At 61.2% G+C, this 16880-nt stretch carries 12 protein-coding genes; 6 read left to right on the top strand and 6 right to left on the bottom strand.

What is annotated here, in order from left to right; translation table 11 throughout:
• Window positions 1-675: 675 nt before the first annotated feature.
• A complete protein-coding gene (locus PMM47T1_RS19825; RefSeq protein WP_008372232.1) occupies window positions 676-1755 on the bottom strand; it encodes an aromatic ring-hydroxylating dioxygenase subunit alpha in 1080 nt (359 codons plus the stop codon).
• A gap of 38 nt (window positions 1756-1793) precedes the next feature.
• Complete coding sequence (locus tag PMM47T1_RS19830; protein ID WP_008372234.1) at window positions 1794-2747, bottom strand: PDR/VanB family oxidoreductase; 954 nt, start codon at window positions 2745-2747, stop codon at window positions 1794-1796.
• Between the two features lie 283 nt (window positions 2748-3030).
• Here PMM47T1_RS19830 and PMM47T1_RS19835 point away from each other — a divergent pair, with 283 nt between their 5' ends.
• A complete protein-coding gene (locus PMM47T1_RS19835; RefSeq protein ID WP_008372237.1) occupies window positions 3031-3504 on the top strand; it encodes a MarR family winged helix-turn-helix transcriptional regulator in 474 nt (157 codons plus the stop codon).
• A gap of 277 nt (window positions 3505-3781) precedes the next feature.
• Window positions 3782-4450, top strand: a complete 669-nt coding sequence (locus PMM47T1_RS19840) for a YitT family protein (RefSeq protein WP_157213054.1) — start codon at window positions 3782-3784, stop codon at window positions 4448-4450.
• A 126-nt stretch (window positions 4451-4576) separates the two neighbouring features.
• On the opposite strand, the gene PMM47T1_RS19845 is transcribed toward PMM47T1_RS19840, so the two are convergent.
• Window positions 4577-5800, bottom strand: coding sequence for an MFS transporter (locus PMM47T1_RS19845; protein ID WP_008372242.1), 1224 nt, complete (start codon window positions 5798-5800; stop codon window positions 4577-4579).
• A 113-nt stretch (window positions 5801-5913) separates the two neighbouring features.
• Here PMM47T1_RS19845 and PMM47T1_RS19850 point away from each other — a divergent pair, with 113 nt between their 5' ends.
• Window positions 5914-6546 (top strand): TetR/AcrR family transcriptional regulator, encoded by a 633-nt coding sequence (locus PMM47T1_RS19850; protein WP_008372244.1) that lies wholly within the window; start codon window positions 5914-5916, stop codon window positions 6544-6546.
• 158 nt (window positions 6547-6704) lie between these two features.
• Here the strand turns inward: PMM47T1_RS19850 and PMM47T1_RS19855 are convergent, their stop codons facing one another.
• Window positions 6705-9113, bottom strand: coding sequence for a glucose/quinate/shikimate family membrane-bound PQQ-dependent dehydrogenase (locus PMM47T1_RS19855; RefSeq protein WP_008372247.1), 2409 nt, complete (start codon window positions 9111-9113; stop codon window positions 6705-6707).
• A 406-nt stretch (window positions 9114-9519) separates the two neighbouring features.
• On the opposite strand from PMM47T1_RS19855, the gene PMM47T1_RS19860 reads away from it, so the two are divergent.
• The 3 genes from PMM47T1_RS19860 to gudD all read left to right on the top strand — a co-directional run bounded on the left by PMM47T1_RS19860 (window position 9520) and on the right by gudD (window position 13166).
• The gene (locus tag PMM47T1_RS19860; RefSeq protein WP_008372250.1) at window positions 9520-10032 is read left to right on the top strand and encodes a GAF domain-containing protein; all 513 of its coding nucleotides are present in this window, start codon (window positions 9520-9522) and stop codon (window positions 10030-10032) included.
• A 381-nt stretch (window positions 10033-10413) separates the two neighbouring features.
• Window positions 10414-11781, top strand: a complete 1368-nt coding sequence (locus PMM47T1_RS19865; RefSeq protein ID WP_008372251.1) for an MFS transporter — start codon at window positions 10414-10416, stop codon at window positions 11779-11781.
• A 41-nt stretch (window positions 11782-11822) separates the two neighbouring features.
• A complete protein-coding gene (gudD, locus tag PMM47T1_RS19870; RefSeq protein ID WP_008372254.1) occupies window positions 11823-13166 on the top strand; it encodes a glucarate dehydratase in 1344 nt (447 codons plus the stop codon).
• Window positions 13167-13234: 68 nt separating this feature from the next.
• On the opposite strand, the gene mrdA is transcribed toward gudD, so the two are convergent.
• Both mrdA and PMM47T1_RS19880 read right to left on the bottom strand, forming a co-directional pair.
• Complete coding sequence (mrdA, locus tag PMM47T1_RS19875) at window positions 13235-15145, bottom strand: penicillin-binding protein 2 (protein ID WP_043301281.1); 1911 nt, start codon at window positions 15143-15145, stop codon at window positions 13235-13237.
• A gap of 198 nt (window positions 15146-15343) precedes the next feature.
• Window positions 15344-16723: an MFS transporter gene (locus tag PMM47T1_RS19880; RefSeq protein WP_008372259.1), complete on the bottom strand. Its 1380-nt coding sequence runs from the start codon at window positions 16721-16723 to the stop codon at window positions 15344-15346.
• Between the last annotated feature and the right edge of the window lie 157 nt (window positions 16724-16880).

Consider the following 16880-nt stretch of genomic DNA (forward strand, 5'->3'; position numbering starts at 1 on the left):
TTCAAAAAATGAATGGGTATACGAACACTCGATTACGGGTTTGCGATGTGCTTTGGCATGCTTTGGACAGCGCCAGAACTCGTCCAAGGAGCAAACCCCATGATCGTGCAAGCTTTCAACCTGATTCCCGAAATTGAAGCATCCCTCGCCGACTTTACCGCTATCCGCCAACACATCCACCAGTACCCCGTTGTCTGAAGGAATAAGGGCATTATCGACCATTGACGGTGTGTTCCTGAAGTTTTTAAGCAAGGGTGGCGCTGATACCTTATAAAATAGCAAAGAAACAGATCATCTAGCGATTTTCTCAAGGCGAACTGATTTGAAAGCGAGGGGGAAATGAGAACGGCTCTGGCAACAGCTCCGGCTGGCGTACCTTGGACGTGCGCCTGACTCGCCGCCATCGCGGCCATTGATAAGGCGGATGCCAGGCTTGGCGTCCCCGCCCCCGGGGCAGGCGTAGGAAGCAACCCGCCAAAGTCATGCGTGTACCTATTGCTTAACTCGGCGTAAAAATAGCGCAGCGTCCAGGTGGGCGACCACCGATAATCAGCGCTCACAAAATCGAGCCGGGTCGCAAAGCCGCAGTGAAGGCCATGCCCCCTACTGTGAGGCCGTCCAGTCTATTGACCAGACAACACAGCCAATGGCAGCCCTGGCCCCCTCGCTATGCACTCAACGGCTGGCGTGACGCAACCGCTCGATCATCTTGCGCGCTCGATTGGCGCCTACATCCACATGAATATCGATCATCGGGCGCGTGCCGAAGCGGCACATGTTCTGGTATTGGGCCTCGATCACCACCTTGTCTTCGTCAAAGGTGAGCGCGGTCTGCTCAATGACCTTGGCCTTGATGGCTTCGTGGTCGGTTTTTGGATTGGTGGCCATGGTCCAGAAGTAGTGGCTGGTGGTATCGGTTTCCGGAGTGACGCCATGAAAGCCGCGCATGTGGAAGCCGCCCCGTTGCGGATCATCCAGATCGTCAGTGTTGGCGTCTACCGCGCCCGTCCAAATGCGCAGGTGACTGACGTGAAACTCGATCTGCTGCCAGCGGTCGACGCGATCCTTGAAGGGGTAGGCGGCGACGTAGGTGGGGGGCGGAACCGAGTCCGGCATATGCCGGGTGACCGTCACCGACATGTCGTCACTTTCGACCTTCATTTTGGCGTTCATGTGGACGCTTGCGTTACCGCCGATGGTGCGTAGATGCACGTAGCCCAGATGGCTGAGGTCCATCAGGTTGTCATGGATAAGCTGGTACGGCGCATCGTAGTGGTACACGTCACCGTCGTACAGGTATTGGCCACTGCTGTGCACGTCGTAAGCGGGTGGCTCGCAGGTCGGTTCGGGGTGTTGGCTGCTACCGAACCATATCCACACGATCTGATCACGCTCCTGCACATGAAAGGCTGGGACCTGGGCCTTGCCGGGAATCTTGTCCTGCCCGGGAATTTCGATGCACTTGCCTTCGCCATTGAAGAGCAATCCGTGATAACCGCAGCGAAGGCCCCGCGCTTCCAGGGTGCCATTGGACAACGGCAATGCACGGTGACAGCAACGGTCTTCGAGCGCGGCCGCCTGGCCATCTGACGTGCGAAACAGCACCACGGGCGTGTTCAACAAGGTGCGCGCGACGGGTTTGTCGGTGAGCTGCCAGCCCAATGCGGCCACGTACCACTGATCGAGGGGAAAGCTGGGCAAAGACGGTATCGCCGGTACTTCGTCACCAAGGGCTTGGCTGCCAGGGGCGTTCATGGTGTTCTCCCGTGAATTAATAGGTGTCAGGGTTCAGTTCAAAGGTCCAGCACCAGGCAAGGCGTCTTGGCCCGCGAACAGCACGGTGTGAATTGATCGTTGCTGGCATGCTCGGCGTCGGTCATGAACTGATCGCGATGATCGGGGGTGCCCTGCAACACCCGGGTGATACAGGCGCCGCACACGCCTTGCTCACAGGAGGTCTCGATGTGGATGCCGGCTTCGTCCAGCACCTCGAACACCGAGCGATCAGCCGGAATCCGGAAGACCTTGCCTGACCGCGCGAGCTGGACATCGAAGGCTTGATCGGCGCCAGGGTCAACCGGCGCCGCAGTAAAGAACTCACGATGCACCTGGGCCTGCGGCCAACCCGCTGCTGCGGCGCAACCGAGGATGTAATCCATGAAGCCACCCGGACCGCACACATAAATGTGCCCCCCCGGATCGGGGGTTTGCAGTAACGCGCGAGCATCCAGTGTCGATGGCTCCGTGCTGCTGTCGTCGTGCAGCACGACCCGGCCGGCAAACGCCGCGCGGGCGAGCTCATCGAGAAACGCCGCGTGATCCGGGGAACGGAAGCAGTAATGCAGCTCGAAATCCGCACCCTGGCGCGCTAGCTCATGGGCCATGGCCAGCAGGGGCGTGATACCGATTCCGCCGGCAATCAGCAGATGCCTGGCCCCATCGCCCACCAGTGGGAAGAGGTTGCGCGGCTCGCTGATGTGCAAGGTATGGCCCTGCTGCACCCACTCATGCATCGCTTGCGAACCGCCGCGCGACGAAGGATCCTTGAGCACACCGATCAGATAGCGGTGACGCTCCTGCGGTGCATTGCATAGCGAATACTGGCGAACGACACCGCTGGGCAAATGCACATCGACATGGGCGCCCGCAGTGAAAGCAGGCAACAGCTCACCATTGGCAAGGCACAGTTCGAAACTGCAGATCCCGTCCGCGACGGTGGATTTACGATTGACTAAAACCTGAAGCATGAGACAGCCCTCCACACTCAACAGTGGCTGCAAGAAGCGAACGAAGATTGAGCTAGCGCGTTGGCGTTATGGCGGGCTGGCGGCTGCTGGAAGACGGCGCAGAACCTGGGAATTGGCAATACGGCTCATTGAGGACTACCTGATAGTTATTTTTGTAGAGGCGGCTGTCGCTTATGATGCGAGCAGCCCACGCACTGTGCGTGGCTGGAAGTAGAATCCAATTATCTGGTTGCGGTGTCAACTAGTTTTTCAGGCCATTCATCATCCTTCAAGGCATCTCCCCATGGTGGAAACCAACACGCTGGATCTCAATCGTTACGTTCCAGCCATGCTCACCTTCTTGGCAAACAAGCTGGCCACGGGCGCTTCCCTCAGTTACCGCAAGCATTTCGGTATTGGCGTCGTCGAATGGCGCTTGATTGCCCTACTGGCGGTGGAAGACAAGATCACCGCCAATCGCATCTGTCAGGTCATTGGTCTGGATAAAAGCGCGGTCAGCCGATCGCTGCAGGTCCTGGAGGCGGCGGGGCGAATTTCGGGCCAGGTTGACAGCAAGGATGCACGCCGCTACGCCGTCAGCCTCACGGCCGAGGGCAAAGCGCTGCATGACCGAGTGCTTGAGGTTGCGCTGGAGCGAGAGCGGCGCCTGCTCAGTGATCTATCGCCAGCAGAGGTCGATACCTTGGTCGACCTGCTGGGACGCCTGCAAACAAAGGTGTCCTATGTTAACGACTATGACCCGCCCGCAGACTGTTGATTCACCCAATCGTCGCCGATGCCCAGGCACTGGCTGAGGCACAAACCCCAACCGCTCCATACCGACCACCCGCGAAATCCGATGCACGCGGGCTGCATAATATCGGGAATGGATTTTGCTTGGTCCAAACGCCTGCCGCACAATACAGCAACTTATTTGTGCGGCTAACCGCTCAACACTCAGGCTTGCCTTTGCTTCCCCATCGGGTGGCAACGTAGCCGCTGGTGCGATCCACCGGCGCTGCGCCAAACGGGCGGCCCTCCCACAAGGAAAAGCAATGCATCACGTCGAACAGCGAAAAGATGAGAGAGCCCCACCACCCTTTTCAGAAGATCTGACCGAGGCCGTGAAACCCTATCCCCAACATAGTGCACTGGATGATGCATACGGCATGTTCATCGGGATTGCCCTGGCCGCAACCGGCATCGCCATTCTGGGTAAAAGCGGGCTGATCACGGGCGGCATCGCGGGGATGGCCCTGCTCGTTTCTTTCATCACCCAGTACACGCCCTCGGTGCTGGTGCCCGTCATCAACATTCCCTTTCTGCTGTTTGCCCTGGTCAGCATGGGCCGCTCATTCACCCTGAAGAGCGTTATCGTCAGCCTTGCCTTGGGATTAGGCATCAGCCTGGTCAGTCCAGTGCTCAACCTCTCCGGCATACACGCTGGTATAGGTTCCATACTAGGGGGCACCTTCCTGGGCATGGGCATCCTTTGCCTGGCTCGCCATAACGCATCGGTGGGGGGCACTGGCGCCGTCGTGCTGTGGGTTCAACGGCGCTTCTCCATCAACGCCGGCGTCTCGCAGTTGGCATGCGACTGTGCGCTGTTTCTGGTGGCAGCCATTTATCTACCGCTCGAGAAGCTGGCCTGGTCGTTCGTGGGCACATTGGCGATGAATTTCATTCTGATCAGTTGGCACAAACCGGGGCGGTACCGAGGTTAGGAGGGCTGGCTTCAGGCCAGCTTACGTCACGTGGGCACCTCATCGAAGGGTCTGCGACCAAGCCGGCCCGGCACCAGTTGAATGATGCCGTCCCACCCTAAGAGCCATGCCCACCAGCAATGCCTCTCACGCTTCACCTTCCACCCGAAATGGACACAGTGCCTGCGCAACCTGCCGGTGGCCTTGGGGGAATCCATGTACCCGCGCCCGAAACGCGATGGCCAGGCTGATCAACAGCAACACCAGCACTACCCCTGGAAACGTACTCACTCCCCATCGGCCTAATATCACACCCCCCAGCAGCCCACCGACAGCGATCGCGCTGTTCCAGACCACAACGTTCATGGAGAGGGCTACGTCGACGCCCTCCCCTGCAGCGTCGGCCAGTGCTGTTTGCAGCAAGGTTGCTGCACCGCCAAAGGTCAGCCCCCAGATGAAGACACCGGCAAACATCACCTCGGCCGAGCCTGAAAACAACCCAAAGACAAGCGATACCGCGGCGAACATCGCAAGGCTGGCCAACACTGCGGTTCGCATATGACGATCGATCAGCCGGCCCGTGAGCGCGATTCCCACCAGCGCCGCGATACCAAACACGAGCAGCACCACATCAACCTGGCTGCCGAGCCCGGCGCTGGAAACAAAGGGCGCCACGTAGGTATAAAGAATGTTGTGGGCCAACATCCAGGTGAAGACCACGCCCAATACCGAGCGCACACCTGGCGTGGACACTACCTGACGCAACGCCATGCGCTGTGAGGATGATTGGCCGGGGTAGTCAGGCACTTTGATCAGTACCCAGGCGATCAATATCAGGGTTAAACCGGACATCACGGTGAATGCCAGGCGCCAACCTAGCCAGCCGCCCAGCCAGGTGCCCAGCGGCACGCCCAGGGACAGCGCGACGGGTGTGCCTACCATGGCTACGGCCAATGCACGCCCCTGCAGCACGGGGGCAACCATGCGCCGCGCATACCCCGCGATCAGGCTCCAGGCCAAGCCCGCCGATACCCCGGCGAAGAACCGTGCCATCAGCGTCACCCAGTAATCGGAGGACAGTGCCGTGATGGTATTGAACACCAGGAAGCCGATAACCGTCATCAGCAACACCGTCCTGCGCCGCCAGCTTCGCGTGGCAATGGTCAAGGGTATGGCTGCCAGCAACGACCCCACCGCATACGCGGTGACCAGTTGCCCCGCCAGCGACGCGGAGATCCCCAAGCCATGGGCAATTTCAGGCAACAACCCCGCCGGTAACGTCTCGGTCACGATGCAAATGAAGCCAGCCATGGCCAGCGCAAGCAACGCCCCCAGAGGAAGCCCCCCGCCCTCTTGCTGTTCTTCAACCATTTTTTCCCTCTCCCTACTAATAGATCGATCGGTACAAATATAGGGACAGGCGAAGCACTGGTCAACGATTTATGTATCGATTAGTATTTATCTCATTCCATAAGGGGGTTTACATGGCACAGATGGGACGCCCACGCACCTTTGACCGTGACGTGGCAATCACTCAGGCCTTGCACCTGTTCTGGGAGCACGGCTTTGACGCCACATCGCTCAGCCAGCTCAAGGCCACCATCGGTGGCGGTATTACCGCGCCCAGCTTCTACGCGGCGTTCGGCTCTAAGCAGGCGCTGTTCGAAGAGGTCATGGAGCGTTATCTGACCACCCATGGCAAAGTCACCGATCACCTGTTCGACACGGCCCTGCCGCCCAGGGAAGCGATCGAAACAACCTTGCGGCAATCGGCGAAAATGCAGTGCGAGCCCGGTCATCCCAAGGGTTGCCTAGTCTCACTGGGTTTGCTAAGTGCCTGCTCGGAAGAAAGCAAAGCCATCAGTGGGCCGCTGGCTCGGGCGCGAACGTCCAACCGCGCCGGCATCCTGGCCTGTGTCGAGCGCGCCATTGCATCGGGGGAGCTGAGCGCAACGGTGGTGCCCGAGGCACTGGCCACGGCGTTTGACAGTTTCCTGCTGGGGATTTCAGTGTTGGCTCGCGACGGCATACCCTTCAAGACAATCGACGCGGCGGTGACGCAAGTCATGGCGTTATGGGATGCGTCGCGTAACAGCAGGGTTGAACACGCGGGCTGAGTATCCGGACCGCCGGCCAGTGCCATTCCCTTCATGGCAAGCCAGGCCACGTCACACACGCCGCGCGGCATCAGTGACACCGCGTTGGTCGTGACCCAGCCCGCGGCAGCGGGGCCTTGGCAGCACGGGCGGGCGGCGAAGGCCGCCCGCCTCTCCCCCTAATGACCGGAAGGCAACGCGTAGGCAATCAGGTAATCGCCCATCTTGGTCCCAAACGACCCGTGCCCACCTGCCATGATCACCACATACTGCTTGCCATTGGCTTCATACGTCATCGGTGTGGCCTGGCCGCCGGCAGGCAAGCGCGCTTGCCAGACCAGGTCGCCATTGGTGACGTTGTAGGCGCGCAGGTAGTTATCCTGGGTGCCGGCGATGAACATCAGATTACCCGCAGTCGAGATAGGGCCGCCCAGCATCGGCACGCCGATCTTGAACGGCGGCAATTGAATCCCTGGCAAGCTGTCGCGCACCGTGCCGATCCGTTTGCGCCAGGCCACTTGGTGGGTTTTCATGTCCACGCCGGCGACATAGCCCCAGGCGGGAGCCTTGCAAGGCAAGCCCAGGGGTGACAGGAACGCGTTGATTTCCACGCCGTAGGGCACGCCATATTGCGGCTGGATGCCCATCTCGGTGCCCGAACTGCCACCGGCGCCCTCTTTTGGCCACAGCGGGTTGTTGGGCCCGCGCGGAATCAGCTTGGACACGAACGGCAAGGCCATGGGGTTCATCAGCGCCACCTGACGGTCGGGGTTGACCGAAATGCCGCCCCATTCGAACACGCCCAGGTTGCCCGGGAACACCAAGGTGCCCTGCTCCGACGGCGGCGTGTACTGGCCCGCGTAGGACAGGCGCTTGAAGATCACCCGGCACATCAATTGGTCGAACATGGTGGCGCCCCACATGTTCTTGTCCGTCAGGGTCTGCACCGACGTCAGGTTCAGCGCCGAGCGTGGCTGGGTGGGGCTGGCACGATCACCAGGCGCCGCCTCGGTCGATGGCACCGGCACTTCGGAGACAGGCACGATGGGCTTGCCATCGCGACGGTCGAGCACGAACAGGTTGCCGGCCTTGGTCGGCACGTAAACGGCCGGTACGGCTTCGCCTGAGGCGACCTTCACGTCGGCCAAGGTTGGCTGGGAGGGCACGTCCATGTCCCAGAGGTCATGGTGGGTCGTCTGGTAGCTCCACACGAGCTTGCCCGTCGTGGCGTTCAAGGCAAGGATGGAACTGGAGTAGCGTTCCATGACCGGGGTGCGGTTGCCCCCCCAGATGTCCGGCGTCGGGTTACCCGTGGGGATGTAGACCACGTCGGTCTTGGCGTCGTAGGCCAGAGGCGCCCAGGCGTTGGGTGAGTTATTGACCAGGGTGTGGCCGTCGCCCGGCACGGCATTGGGGTTTTCCGCGCCCGTATCGAAAATCCAGCGCAGCGCCCCCGTATTGACGTCGTAGCCGCGCAAGGCACCCGAAGGCTCATGAATCGACAGGTTGTCCGTCACGGAGCCGCCGATCACCACCGTGGTTCCCGTGACCACTGGCGGCGAGGTAGGTTCGAGTCCGCCCGGGTAGGCGTAGGGTTGCATTTGCTTGAGGTCCAGTTCGCCCTTGTTCGCGAAGTCGCTGCAAGCCTGGCCATTGTCGGCGTTGATGGCGAACAGACGGCCATCGTTCACGGGCAGGAACACTTTGCGCGGGCAGGCACTTTGCGCCGGCGCAGCGCTGGCAAGGCTGGTCGCGAATTCGGCGGTGTTGGCACTGTCGTAATACGCCACCCCGCGGCAGGTCAGGTGCTGGAACGAAGGGTCAGCCTTGAGCTTGGGATCGAACCGCCACTTCTCCTTGCCTGTCGCAGGGTCCAGCGCGACCAGGATCTGGTGGGTGGTGCAGATGAACATGTTGTCGCCGATCTTGATCGGCGTGAGTTCGTTGGTGGTCTCGCCAGAGTCATTCGCGGTCTTGCTTTCGCCGCTGCGGAATGTCCACGCCACTTGCAGATCCGCCACGTTCTTGTCATTGATCTGGCTCAGCGGAGAATACCGGGTGCCGGCCTGGGTCCGGCCGTACGCCGGCCAGTCGCCTGGCGCCACACCGTCGATGGCCTGGGCCTCGGCCGGCTGGGCTGCGGCGAGGGTGCCGTTGATTTCCTGCGGGTCGTTAAAGATTGAATAGATGAGTACGGCAATGGCAAAGGCCAGTGTTACCACGAGGAATGATCGGCTGGCCTTCAGGTCGACAACGAACCCCCGGGTAACGGCAGGCACCAGCAGCCAGATACCCAGCACACCGAGGATATCCAGGCGCGGTACCAGTGCCCAGAAGTCCGACCCGGCTTCCCAGAGCCCCCACAGCGTGGTCACCAGCATCAGCGCGCCGTACAGCCACAGCGCGGCGTCGGAGCCCCGAGACAGCAGCCGCGCGAACACCAGCAGCGCCAACCCCGCGATCACATAGTAGAAGGAGCCACCCAGCACTGTCAGCCATACCCCGCCGACCAGCAGGATCAACCCGATCAGGGCGGCGACAATGACGGTAAACGTTCTCAGACCTGATGGTGTAGCGGGCGTGTTCATGGTTGTGTTCTCTTTATGTCGGCTGCCAAGGGTCGCAGACGTGATCACCGGTTATAACTATGTGATCGTAGTCGAACAGACCCTTCTGTCCAGCAAGGACCTGAGATGTCATCAAACCGACTTGGTGGCCAAGGTGGTCGCACCCGGCAAGCGTTCAGCGCAAGCGACGTGCCGGAGAGTGCGCGGCGCCTCCAACGCTGCCTTATCATTGAGCAAGCGAGTACGCAATCACGTAATCACCCTTGTGTGCGGGCGACGTGGTCTGGACGCCGCCTGAGCGCGCCTGCTGCGCCAATGGCAGAAACGCACCGGTCGATGGCGGTTCAGTGCAAGCTGTGCAACAGTAATCGCCCGCCTGCCCGGCAGGCCATGGGCGCACTGAAACTACCAGGGACAGGAATCCGTGATGAATGAATCGACCTTGGCGGCGAGCGGCCTGCTCACCACCGCAGAACGCGCGGCGATCGCGGAGATCGAAGCCACCACCAGCATCCTCAGCCTGGTCACCCGGCTGACCAGCCTGCGTTTTGCCGGCATTGCTAAGTTTACCGACAGTGAATGGATTGTCTGTTCAGTCTACGACCCCACCCAGTTTGGCATCGAGGTGGGCGACACCGTCGACATCGAAACCACCCTGTGCAGCGAATTCAGACGCGACCCGCAGGCACTGTTCCTGTCGCGCATCAGCGACAACCAGCGCTTCTGCGACCGCCCGATCGTGAAACGACACGCCATCGAGAGTTATGCCGGCGCACCGATCTTCCTGCCCGACGGCACCCTGTTCGGCGCGCTGTGTGCGCTGGACTCGCGGGCCGTGCTGTTTGAAGACCCGGATTTGGAAGAAACATTGATGCTGTTTGCGCGGCTGATAGGCTGCATCTTCTTCGCCAATCCGGACCCGCATCAGGCCGCCTGCTAGTCACAGGACTCGCTGGGCGGCGGCCCTCATTCTCCGGCTCGTTGACGGATGGAACGCCCGTCCAGCTTGTATGACAGGCTTATGTCTTCGCACGCATCAACGCACTGCTCCGCCTGCCAAGCCAAACGGAAAAACACCTTAAAACAACAAAACCTTCTGAGACTGCGATTTTTTGCCAGCATAAATCGGATTTAGTCCGAAAACGCATACCCCCCCTTCCTTCAACACGTATTGCCTGCAACCCAATACAGCTTGTATGATGTCTGTTAACAAGGCGATACTCCCTTCAGCTCAATCAGCATCCAACACGCAGGGCCGGCGGCACCCCCGCCGGCATCAATATCTGACCCGCATAAAAACAATCCGTGGGAGATTTGAATTGTGAACAATTCAAGCAACGCGTCTGCTGCCGCCGGCGGTGAGCCAACCCTGGCTCGCGCCGTGGCCAAAGTGAAGAGCCACGTGCTCCCACTGTTCGTCATCATGTTCATCGTCAACTACATCGACCGCGTCAACATTGGTTTCGTGCGCACGCACCTGGAACATGACCTGGGCATTGGTGCCGCCGCCTACGGGCTGGGCGCCGGGCTGTTCTTCATCGGCTATGCGCTGTTTGAAGTACCGTCCAACATGCTGCTGCAGAAAATGGGCGCCCGAATCTGGCTGACCCGCATCATGCTGACGTGGGGCCTGGTGGCCACGCTAATGGCGTTCATCCAGAATGAAACCCAGTTTTACATCCTGCGCGTGTTGCTGGGCGTGGCCGAGGCGGGCTTCTTTCCGGGCGTGATCTATTACTTCACCCGTTGGCTGCCCGGCGCCGAGCGTGGCAAGGCCATTGCCATTTTCCTCAGTGGTTCGGCCGTCGCCTCGCTGATCTCGGGCCCATTGTCGGGCGTGCTGCTGCAAATCGAAGGGTTTGGCTTGCATGGCTGGCAGTGGATGTTCGCCATCGAAGGGCTGGTGTCGGTGGTGCTGGGCTTGGTGGTGTGGTTCTGGCTGGACTCCAACCCCCACGACGCCCGCTGGCTTAGCCGAGAAGAACAGGATGCACTGGTGGGCGCCATCGATCAGGAGCAGCGGGACCGCGATGCGCTGCAAACCATCAAGCCCACCTTGGGCAAGCTGCTCAAGGACGGTCAGATCCTGATGTTCTGCGTCCTGTACTTCTGCATACAGCTAACCATCTACGCCGCTACGTTCTGGCTGCCCAGCATCATCAAGAAAATGGGCGACCTGAGCGACATCCAGGTGGGCTTCTTCAACTCCATCCCCTGGCTGATCTCGATCATCGCCATGTACGCCTTTGCCGCGCTGTCAGGCAAGTTCAAGTTTCAGCAAGCCTGGGTCGCCGCCGCCCTGCTGATTGCCGGCGCCGGCATGTTGCTGTCCACCGTCGGCGGGCCGATCTTTGCCTTTGTCGCTGTGTGTTTTGCCGCGATAGGCTTCAAGTCGGCGTCGTCGCTGTTCTGGCCTATTCCCCAAGGCTACCTGGACGTGCGCATCGCTGCGGCAGTCATTGCCCTGATCAACTCCATCGGCAACCTGGGCGGTTTCGTGGCACCGGCCACCTTCGGCATTCTGGAGCAAAGCACCGGCTCCATTCAGGGCGGCCTTTATGGTCTGGCCGGCACGTCGATCTTCGCCGCCATCCTGGTGTTCTTCGCCAAGACCCAGCCCAAGGCCGGCAGGCCCATCATGTCCCAAGCCAGCGCACCGCACCCGGTGGTGCTGGGCAAAACACACTGATCCCTTGACAGCTGACCTACCTTAATTCGCAGGAACCGCATATGACTACCGCACCCACCAACAACGCCCCCGTCGTCACCCAACTGCAAGTGATCCCCGTGGCCGGCCACGACAGCATGCTGATGAACCTCAGCGGCGCCCACGGCCCGTACTTCACGCGCAACATCGTCATTCTCACCGACAGCGCCGGGAACACCGGCGTGGGTGAAGTACCTGGCGGCGAGCGCATTCGCGAAACCCTGGAAGACGCTCGCAGCCTGGTGGTGGGCCAGCCCATCGGCCAGTACCAGCGCATCCTCAACCAGATGCGCACCACCTTCGCCGCCCGCGACGCCGCCGGCCGCGGCCTGCAAACCTTCGACCTGCGCATCACCATCCACGCCGTCACTGCCATGGAAGCCGCCCTGCTTGACCTGCTGGGCCAGTTCCTGGAAGTGCCCGTGGCCGCCCTGCTCGGCGAAGGTCAGCAGCGCGATGCGGTGAAAATGCTCGGTTACCTGTTCTACATCGGCGACCGCAGCGCCACCGACCTGGCCTACCGCAGCGAACCCGACGCCAGCGACGACTGGAGCCGCCTGCGTCACGAAAAAGCCATGACCCCGGAAGCGGTAGTGCGCCTGGCCGAAGCCGCCAAGGCGAAATACGGCTTCAACGACTTCAAACTCAAGGGCGGCGTGCTGCGCGGCGAAGAAGAAATCGAAGCGGTCACCGCCCTGGCCGAACGCTTTCCGGACGCACGCATCACCCTGGACCCCAACGGCGCCTGGTCACTGAAACAGGCCATTGCCCTGTGCCGCGACCAGCACAAAGTGCTGGCCTACGCCGAAGACCCTTGCGGTGCCGAAAACGGTTACTCGGGCCGCGAAGTGATGGCCGAGTTCCGTCGCGCCACCGGCCTGCCTACTGCCACCAACATGATCGCCACCGACTGGCGTGAAATGGGCCACGCCATCCAACTGCAATCGGTGGACATTCCCCTGGCCGACCCGCACTTCTGGACCCTGCAGGGCTCGGTGCGCGTGGCGCAGATGTGCCACGAATGGGGCCTGACCTGGGGTTCGCACTCCAACAATCACTTCGACATTTCCCTGGCCATGTTCACCCAGGTGGCCGCCGCCGCCCCGGGCGACATCACCGCCATCGACACCCACTGGATCTGGCAGGACGGCCAGCGCCTGACCAAGGCTCCGCTGAAAATCGAAGACGGCTTCGTCAAGGTGCCGGCCAAGCCGGGTCTGGGCGTGGACATCGACATGGACGCCGTGGCCAAGGCCCACGAGCTGTACAAAGGCATGGGCCTGGGCGCCCGTGACGACAGCGTGGCCATGCAGTTCCTGATTCCTGGCTGGACCTTCGACAACAAGAAGCCCTGCCTGGTGCGCTGAACCCCGACGTCGACTGTGTCGCGGCCGCACTCGTCGCCACTGCCAGCGGCTGCGGCGACGAAACCGCGTCACGGCTGGCTGGCGCCTTGGGGGGCAACCGGTGGCGCGGGTTTTTCCGCGCCGCCGTACTCTGGCTTGAGCCTGCCATCGCTGTCGAGCATCCAGCTGTCCAGCACCTGACGCACCACGGGGCCTGCGACTTTACCGCCGGCCTCGCCGTTTTCAATGGCCACCGCGACAACGATCGCCGGGCTCTGTGCCGGGGCGAATCCTACGAAAAAGGCATTGTCACGGTGCCGCTCCAGGGTTTTCAGTCGGTTGTAGCGCTCCCCCTGCTTGATCGCCACCACTTGCGCGGTACCACTCTTGGCCGCGATGCGGTATTGCACGCCCTTGGCCAGGTCATGGGCGGTGCCACGTGGATCGTTCATCACCAATTGCATGGCCGCGCTCACCTCACCCCAGGCTTTCGGGTCGTGCAGCACGATGTTGGGTATCGGGTGCTGATCCACCGGTGCCACGCCGCCCACTTGCATGGCCAGATGGGGACGGTACCAGACGCCTTTGCTGGCAATCAGTGCCGTGGCCTGAGTCAGTTGCAGTGGCGTCACCTGCATATAGCCCTGGCCAATGCCCAGGATAACCGTCTCCCCCGGGAACCATGGCTGGCGACGAGTGGCCTGTTTCCATTGAGCGGAAGGCATCAACCCGGGCGCTTCCTCGGCCATGTCCATTGACACCTTCTGCCCCAACCCGAAACGGCTGAGGTACTCATGCAGGGTGTCGATACCCAGTTTGTGCGCCAGGTCGTAGAAGTAGGTGTCATTGGAGCGTTTGATGGCGGTGTTCAGGTCTACCCAGCCCTCGCCACTGTGGTTCCAGTTACGGTACTTGTGGTCGAAATTGGGCAACTGGAAGAACCCGGGGTCGAAGACCCGGCTGGCTGGCGTGATGGTACCTGTGTCCAAACCGGTGATCGCCACTTCCGGCTTGATGGTCGAGCCGGGCGAATACAGGCCGCGCAACACCCGGTTGAACAGTGGCCGGTCGGGGGAATCGCGCAACTGGGCATACTGCGGGCCGCTGATGCCGGTCACGAACAGGTTGGGGTCGAAACTGGGGTTGCTGACCATGGCCAGCACCTCGCCAGTCCTGGGGTCCAGGGCCACCACCGCACCACGCCGATCGCCCAGGGCCTTTTCGGCCGCCTCCTGCAAATGCACATCCAGGCTCAGCACAATGTTCTGGCCAGCCACCGGGTCGGTCTTGTTCAGCACCCGCATCACCCGACCCTGGGCATTGGTCTCGACCTCTTCATAGCCCACATGGCCGTGCAACTGCGGTTCGTAGAACTGCTCGACCCCGGTCTTGCCAATGGCCAGTGAGCCACGGTATTCGACCGGGTCAATGCGCTTGCTTTCGCTTTCGTTGATACGCCCCACAAACCCCACCGAGTGGGCGAAGCGAGCGCCGAAGGGATAATGGCGGACAAATTGCGGCTGCACTTCGATACCGGGCAGCCAGTATTCATTGACGGACACCAGGGCGATTTGCGCCTCGGTCAACTGGTAGAGGATGGTGACCGGTTCAAATGGATGACGAGACTGCTTAAGCGCCTTGTCGAACTGCGCTCGGGTCTCGGGGGGCAGTTGCAGGATATTGACCAGACGGTCTAAAACCGCCTTCCAGTCCCCTGCCCGCTCGCGGGTCAGGGTCAGGTTGAAGCTGGGCAGGTTCTCGGCCAGCACCACGCCGTTGCGGTCATAGATCAGCCCGCGCTCCGGCGGGATGGGCAGCACGTGCACCCGGTTGTTTTCCGATACCGTGGAGTTGTAGGCGAATTGGGTCACCTGCAGAAAATACATCCTGGCAACCAGGGTGACGCCCAATACCACCACCAGCACCGCGCAGGCCAGCAACCGCTTGTTGACCAGGCGCTGCTCTTTGTCATGGTCTTTCAATGCGATCGGATCGAGCACACGCGCCCCTTGGCGTTGATTGATACCCCTTGCAGAGTGATTTCCAGACCCATTGAAAAACCGCGACACGCGCGGTTGTCGGGCACCCGTGAGGGTGCAGTACACAAGTCAGGCACAGGCGCTGATCGTACAACTTCCGGCCTGTGCGCTGCTAACAAAACCTGATGAACAGGGTTTCATTGCTGCCAGAGGAACTTTTTATTTGGCGTGCAATGCCTCTGCCGTAACGGCCGGGACAATCTCCACCCGCTCAAAGCGCCCGGCCAACACCACGTAGGCGAAGATGCCCAATACCCCGTGCGCGGCAACGAACCACAAAGCCATGTCGAAGGAGCCCGTGGACGCCACAAAGAAACCGATGACCACCGGGGTGACGATGCCGGCGATATTGCCGATGCCGTTGAACACTCCGCCACTCAAGCCCACCATGCCCTTGGGGGCGGTATCCGACAGCACCGCCCAGCCCACTGCGGCCAGGCCCTTGCCGAAGAAGGCCAGGGCCATCAGTGCAATCACCATCCCGTTGGCATCCACGTAATTGGCCGACACCAGGCTCGCTGCCAGGAGCATGCCGATCACAAACGGCGTCTTGCGCGCCCGGGACGGGTGCATGCCCTTGCGAATCAGGTAATCGGACACCACCCCACCCAATACCCCGCCCGAGAAGCCGCAGATCGCAGGCAACGCGGCCACCCAACCGGCCTCCATGATGGTCAGGCCACGCCCCTTGATCAGGTAGATCGGGAACCAAGTGATGAAGAAGTACGTCAACGCGGTGATGCAGTACTGGCCCAAGTAGATCGCCCACAAGGTGCGGTTGGTGAACAACTGTGACACCTCGGCGAACGTGAGTGTGGGCTTGGTCTTTTTGCGCGTCGCCTCCAGGTCAACCAACGCACCGCCTTCGCGCATGTACGCCAACTCGTCCTCGCGCAGCCGCGGGTCGCTGAGCGGCTCGCGGTACAACAGGAACCAGAACACCGTGGCCACCAGCCCCAGGGCGCCCATCCACAGGAACACATGTGCCCAGCCCAAGGCATGGGTCAACCAGGCCATCAGCGGCGCGAACACCACCACCGCCATGTATTGCGCCGAATTGAACAACGCCGACGCCGTGCCCCGCTCGCTGGTGGGGAACCAGCAAGAGACGATGCGATTATTGGCGGGGAACGCCGGCGATTCCACCAGCCCCAGCATGAAACGCATGCCAAACAGCGTGATCGCCGCGCTGGAGCCCACCAGGCCGAACCAGCCCACCGTGCCTTGCATCATGGTGAATAGCGACCACAGCAGCAGGCTGCAACCGTACACCCGACGGGCACCGAACTTGTCCAGCAGCCACCCGCCGGGGATCTGCCCCAATGCATAGGCCCAGGCAAAGGCTGAGAAAATCATGCCCAGCATGATCGGGTCGAGCCCCAGGTCCTTGACCACGCCGGTACCGGCGATCGACATGGTGGCCCGATCGGCATAGTTGAGCACGGTGACGGTGAATATAAGCATGAGAATGACGAAGCGGCGACGGCCCACCCTAGCCTCGGCAATCGGCGTTGCCAGCGAAGCGATCTTTGCGTTCATGGGAGTCTCCGGCCTCCTCCATGGAAGGCTTTATTGTTGGAATAGAGCAAGTAGAACGGGGCAAACAGCAGGCGACGGCCGCGGGTAGCAGCTGGCCGTCAAAGGTGGGCCTGCACGACTTCGCCCATGGCCTGGGCTTGGCCATGCCCGATGGGTT

The sequence above is a fragment of the Pseudomonas sp. M47T1 genome, assembly GCF_000263855.1.
Lineage (GTDB): Bacteria > Pseudomonadota > Gammaproteobacteria > Pseudomonadales > Pseudomonadaceae > Aquipseudomonas.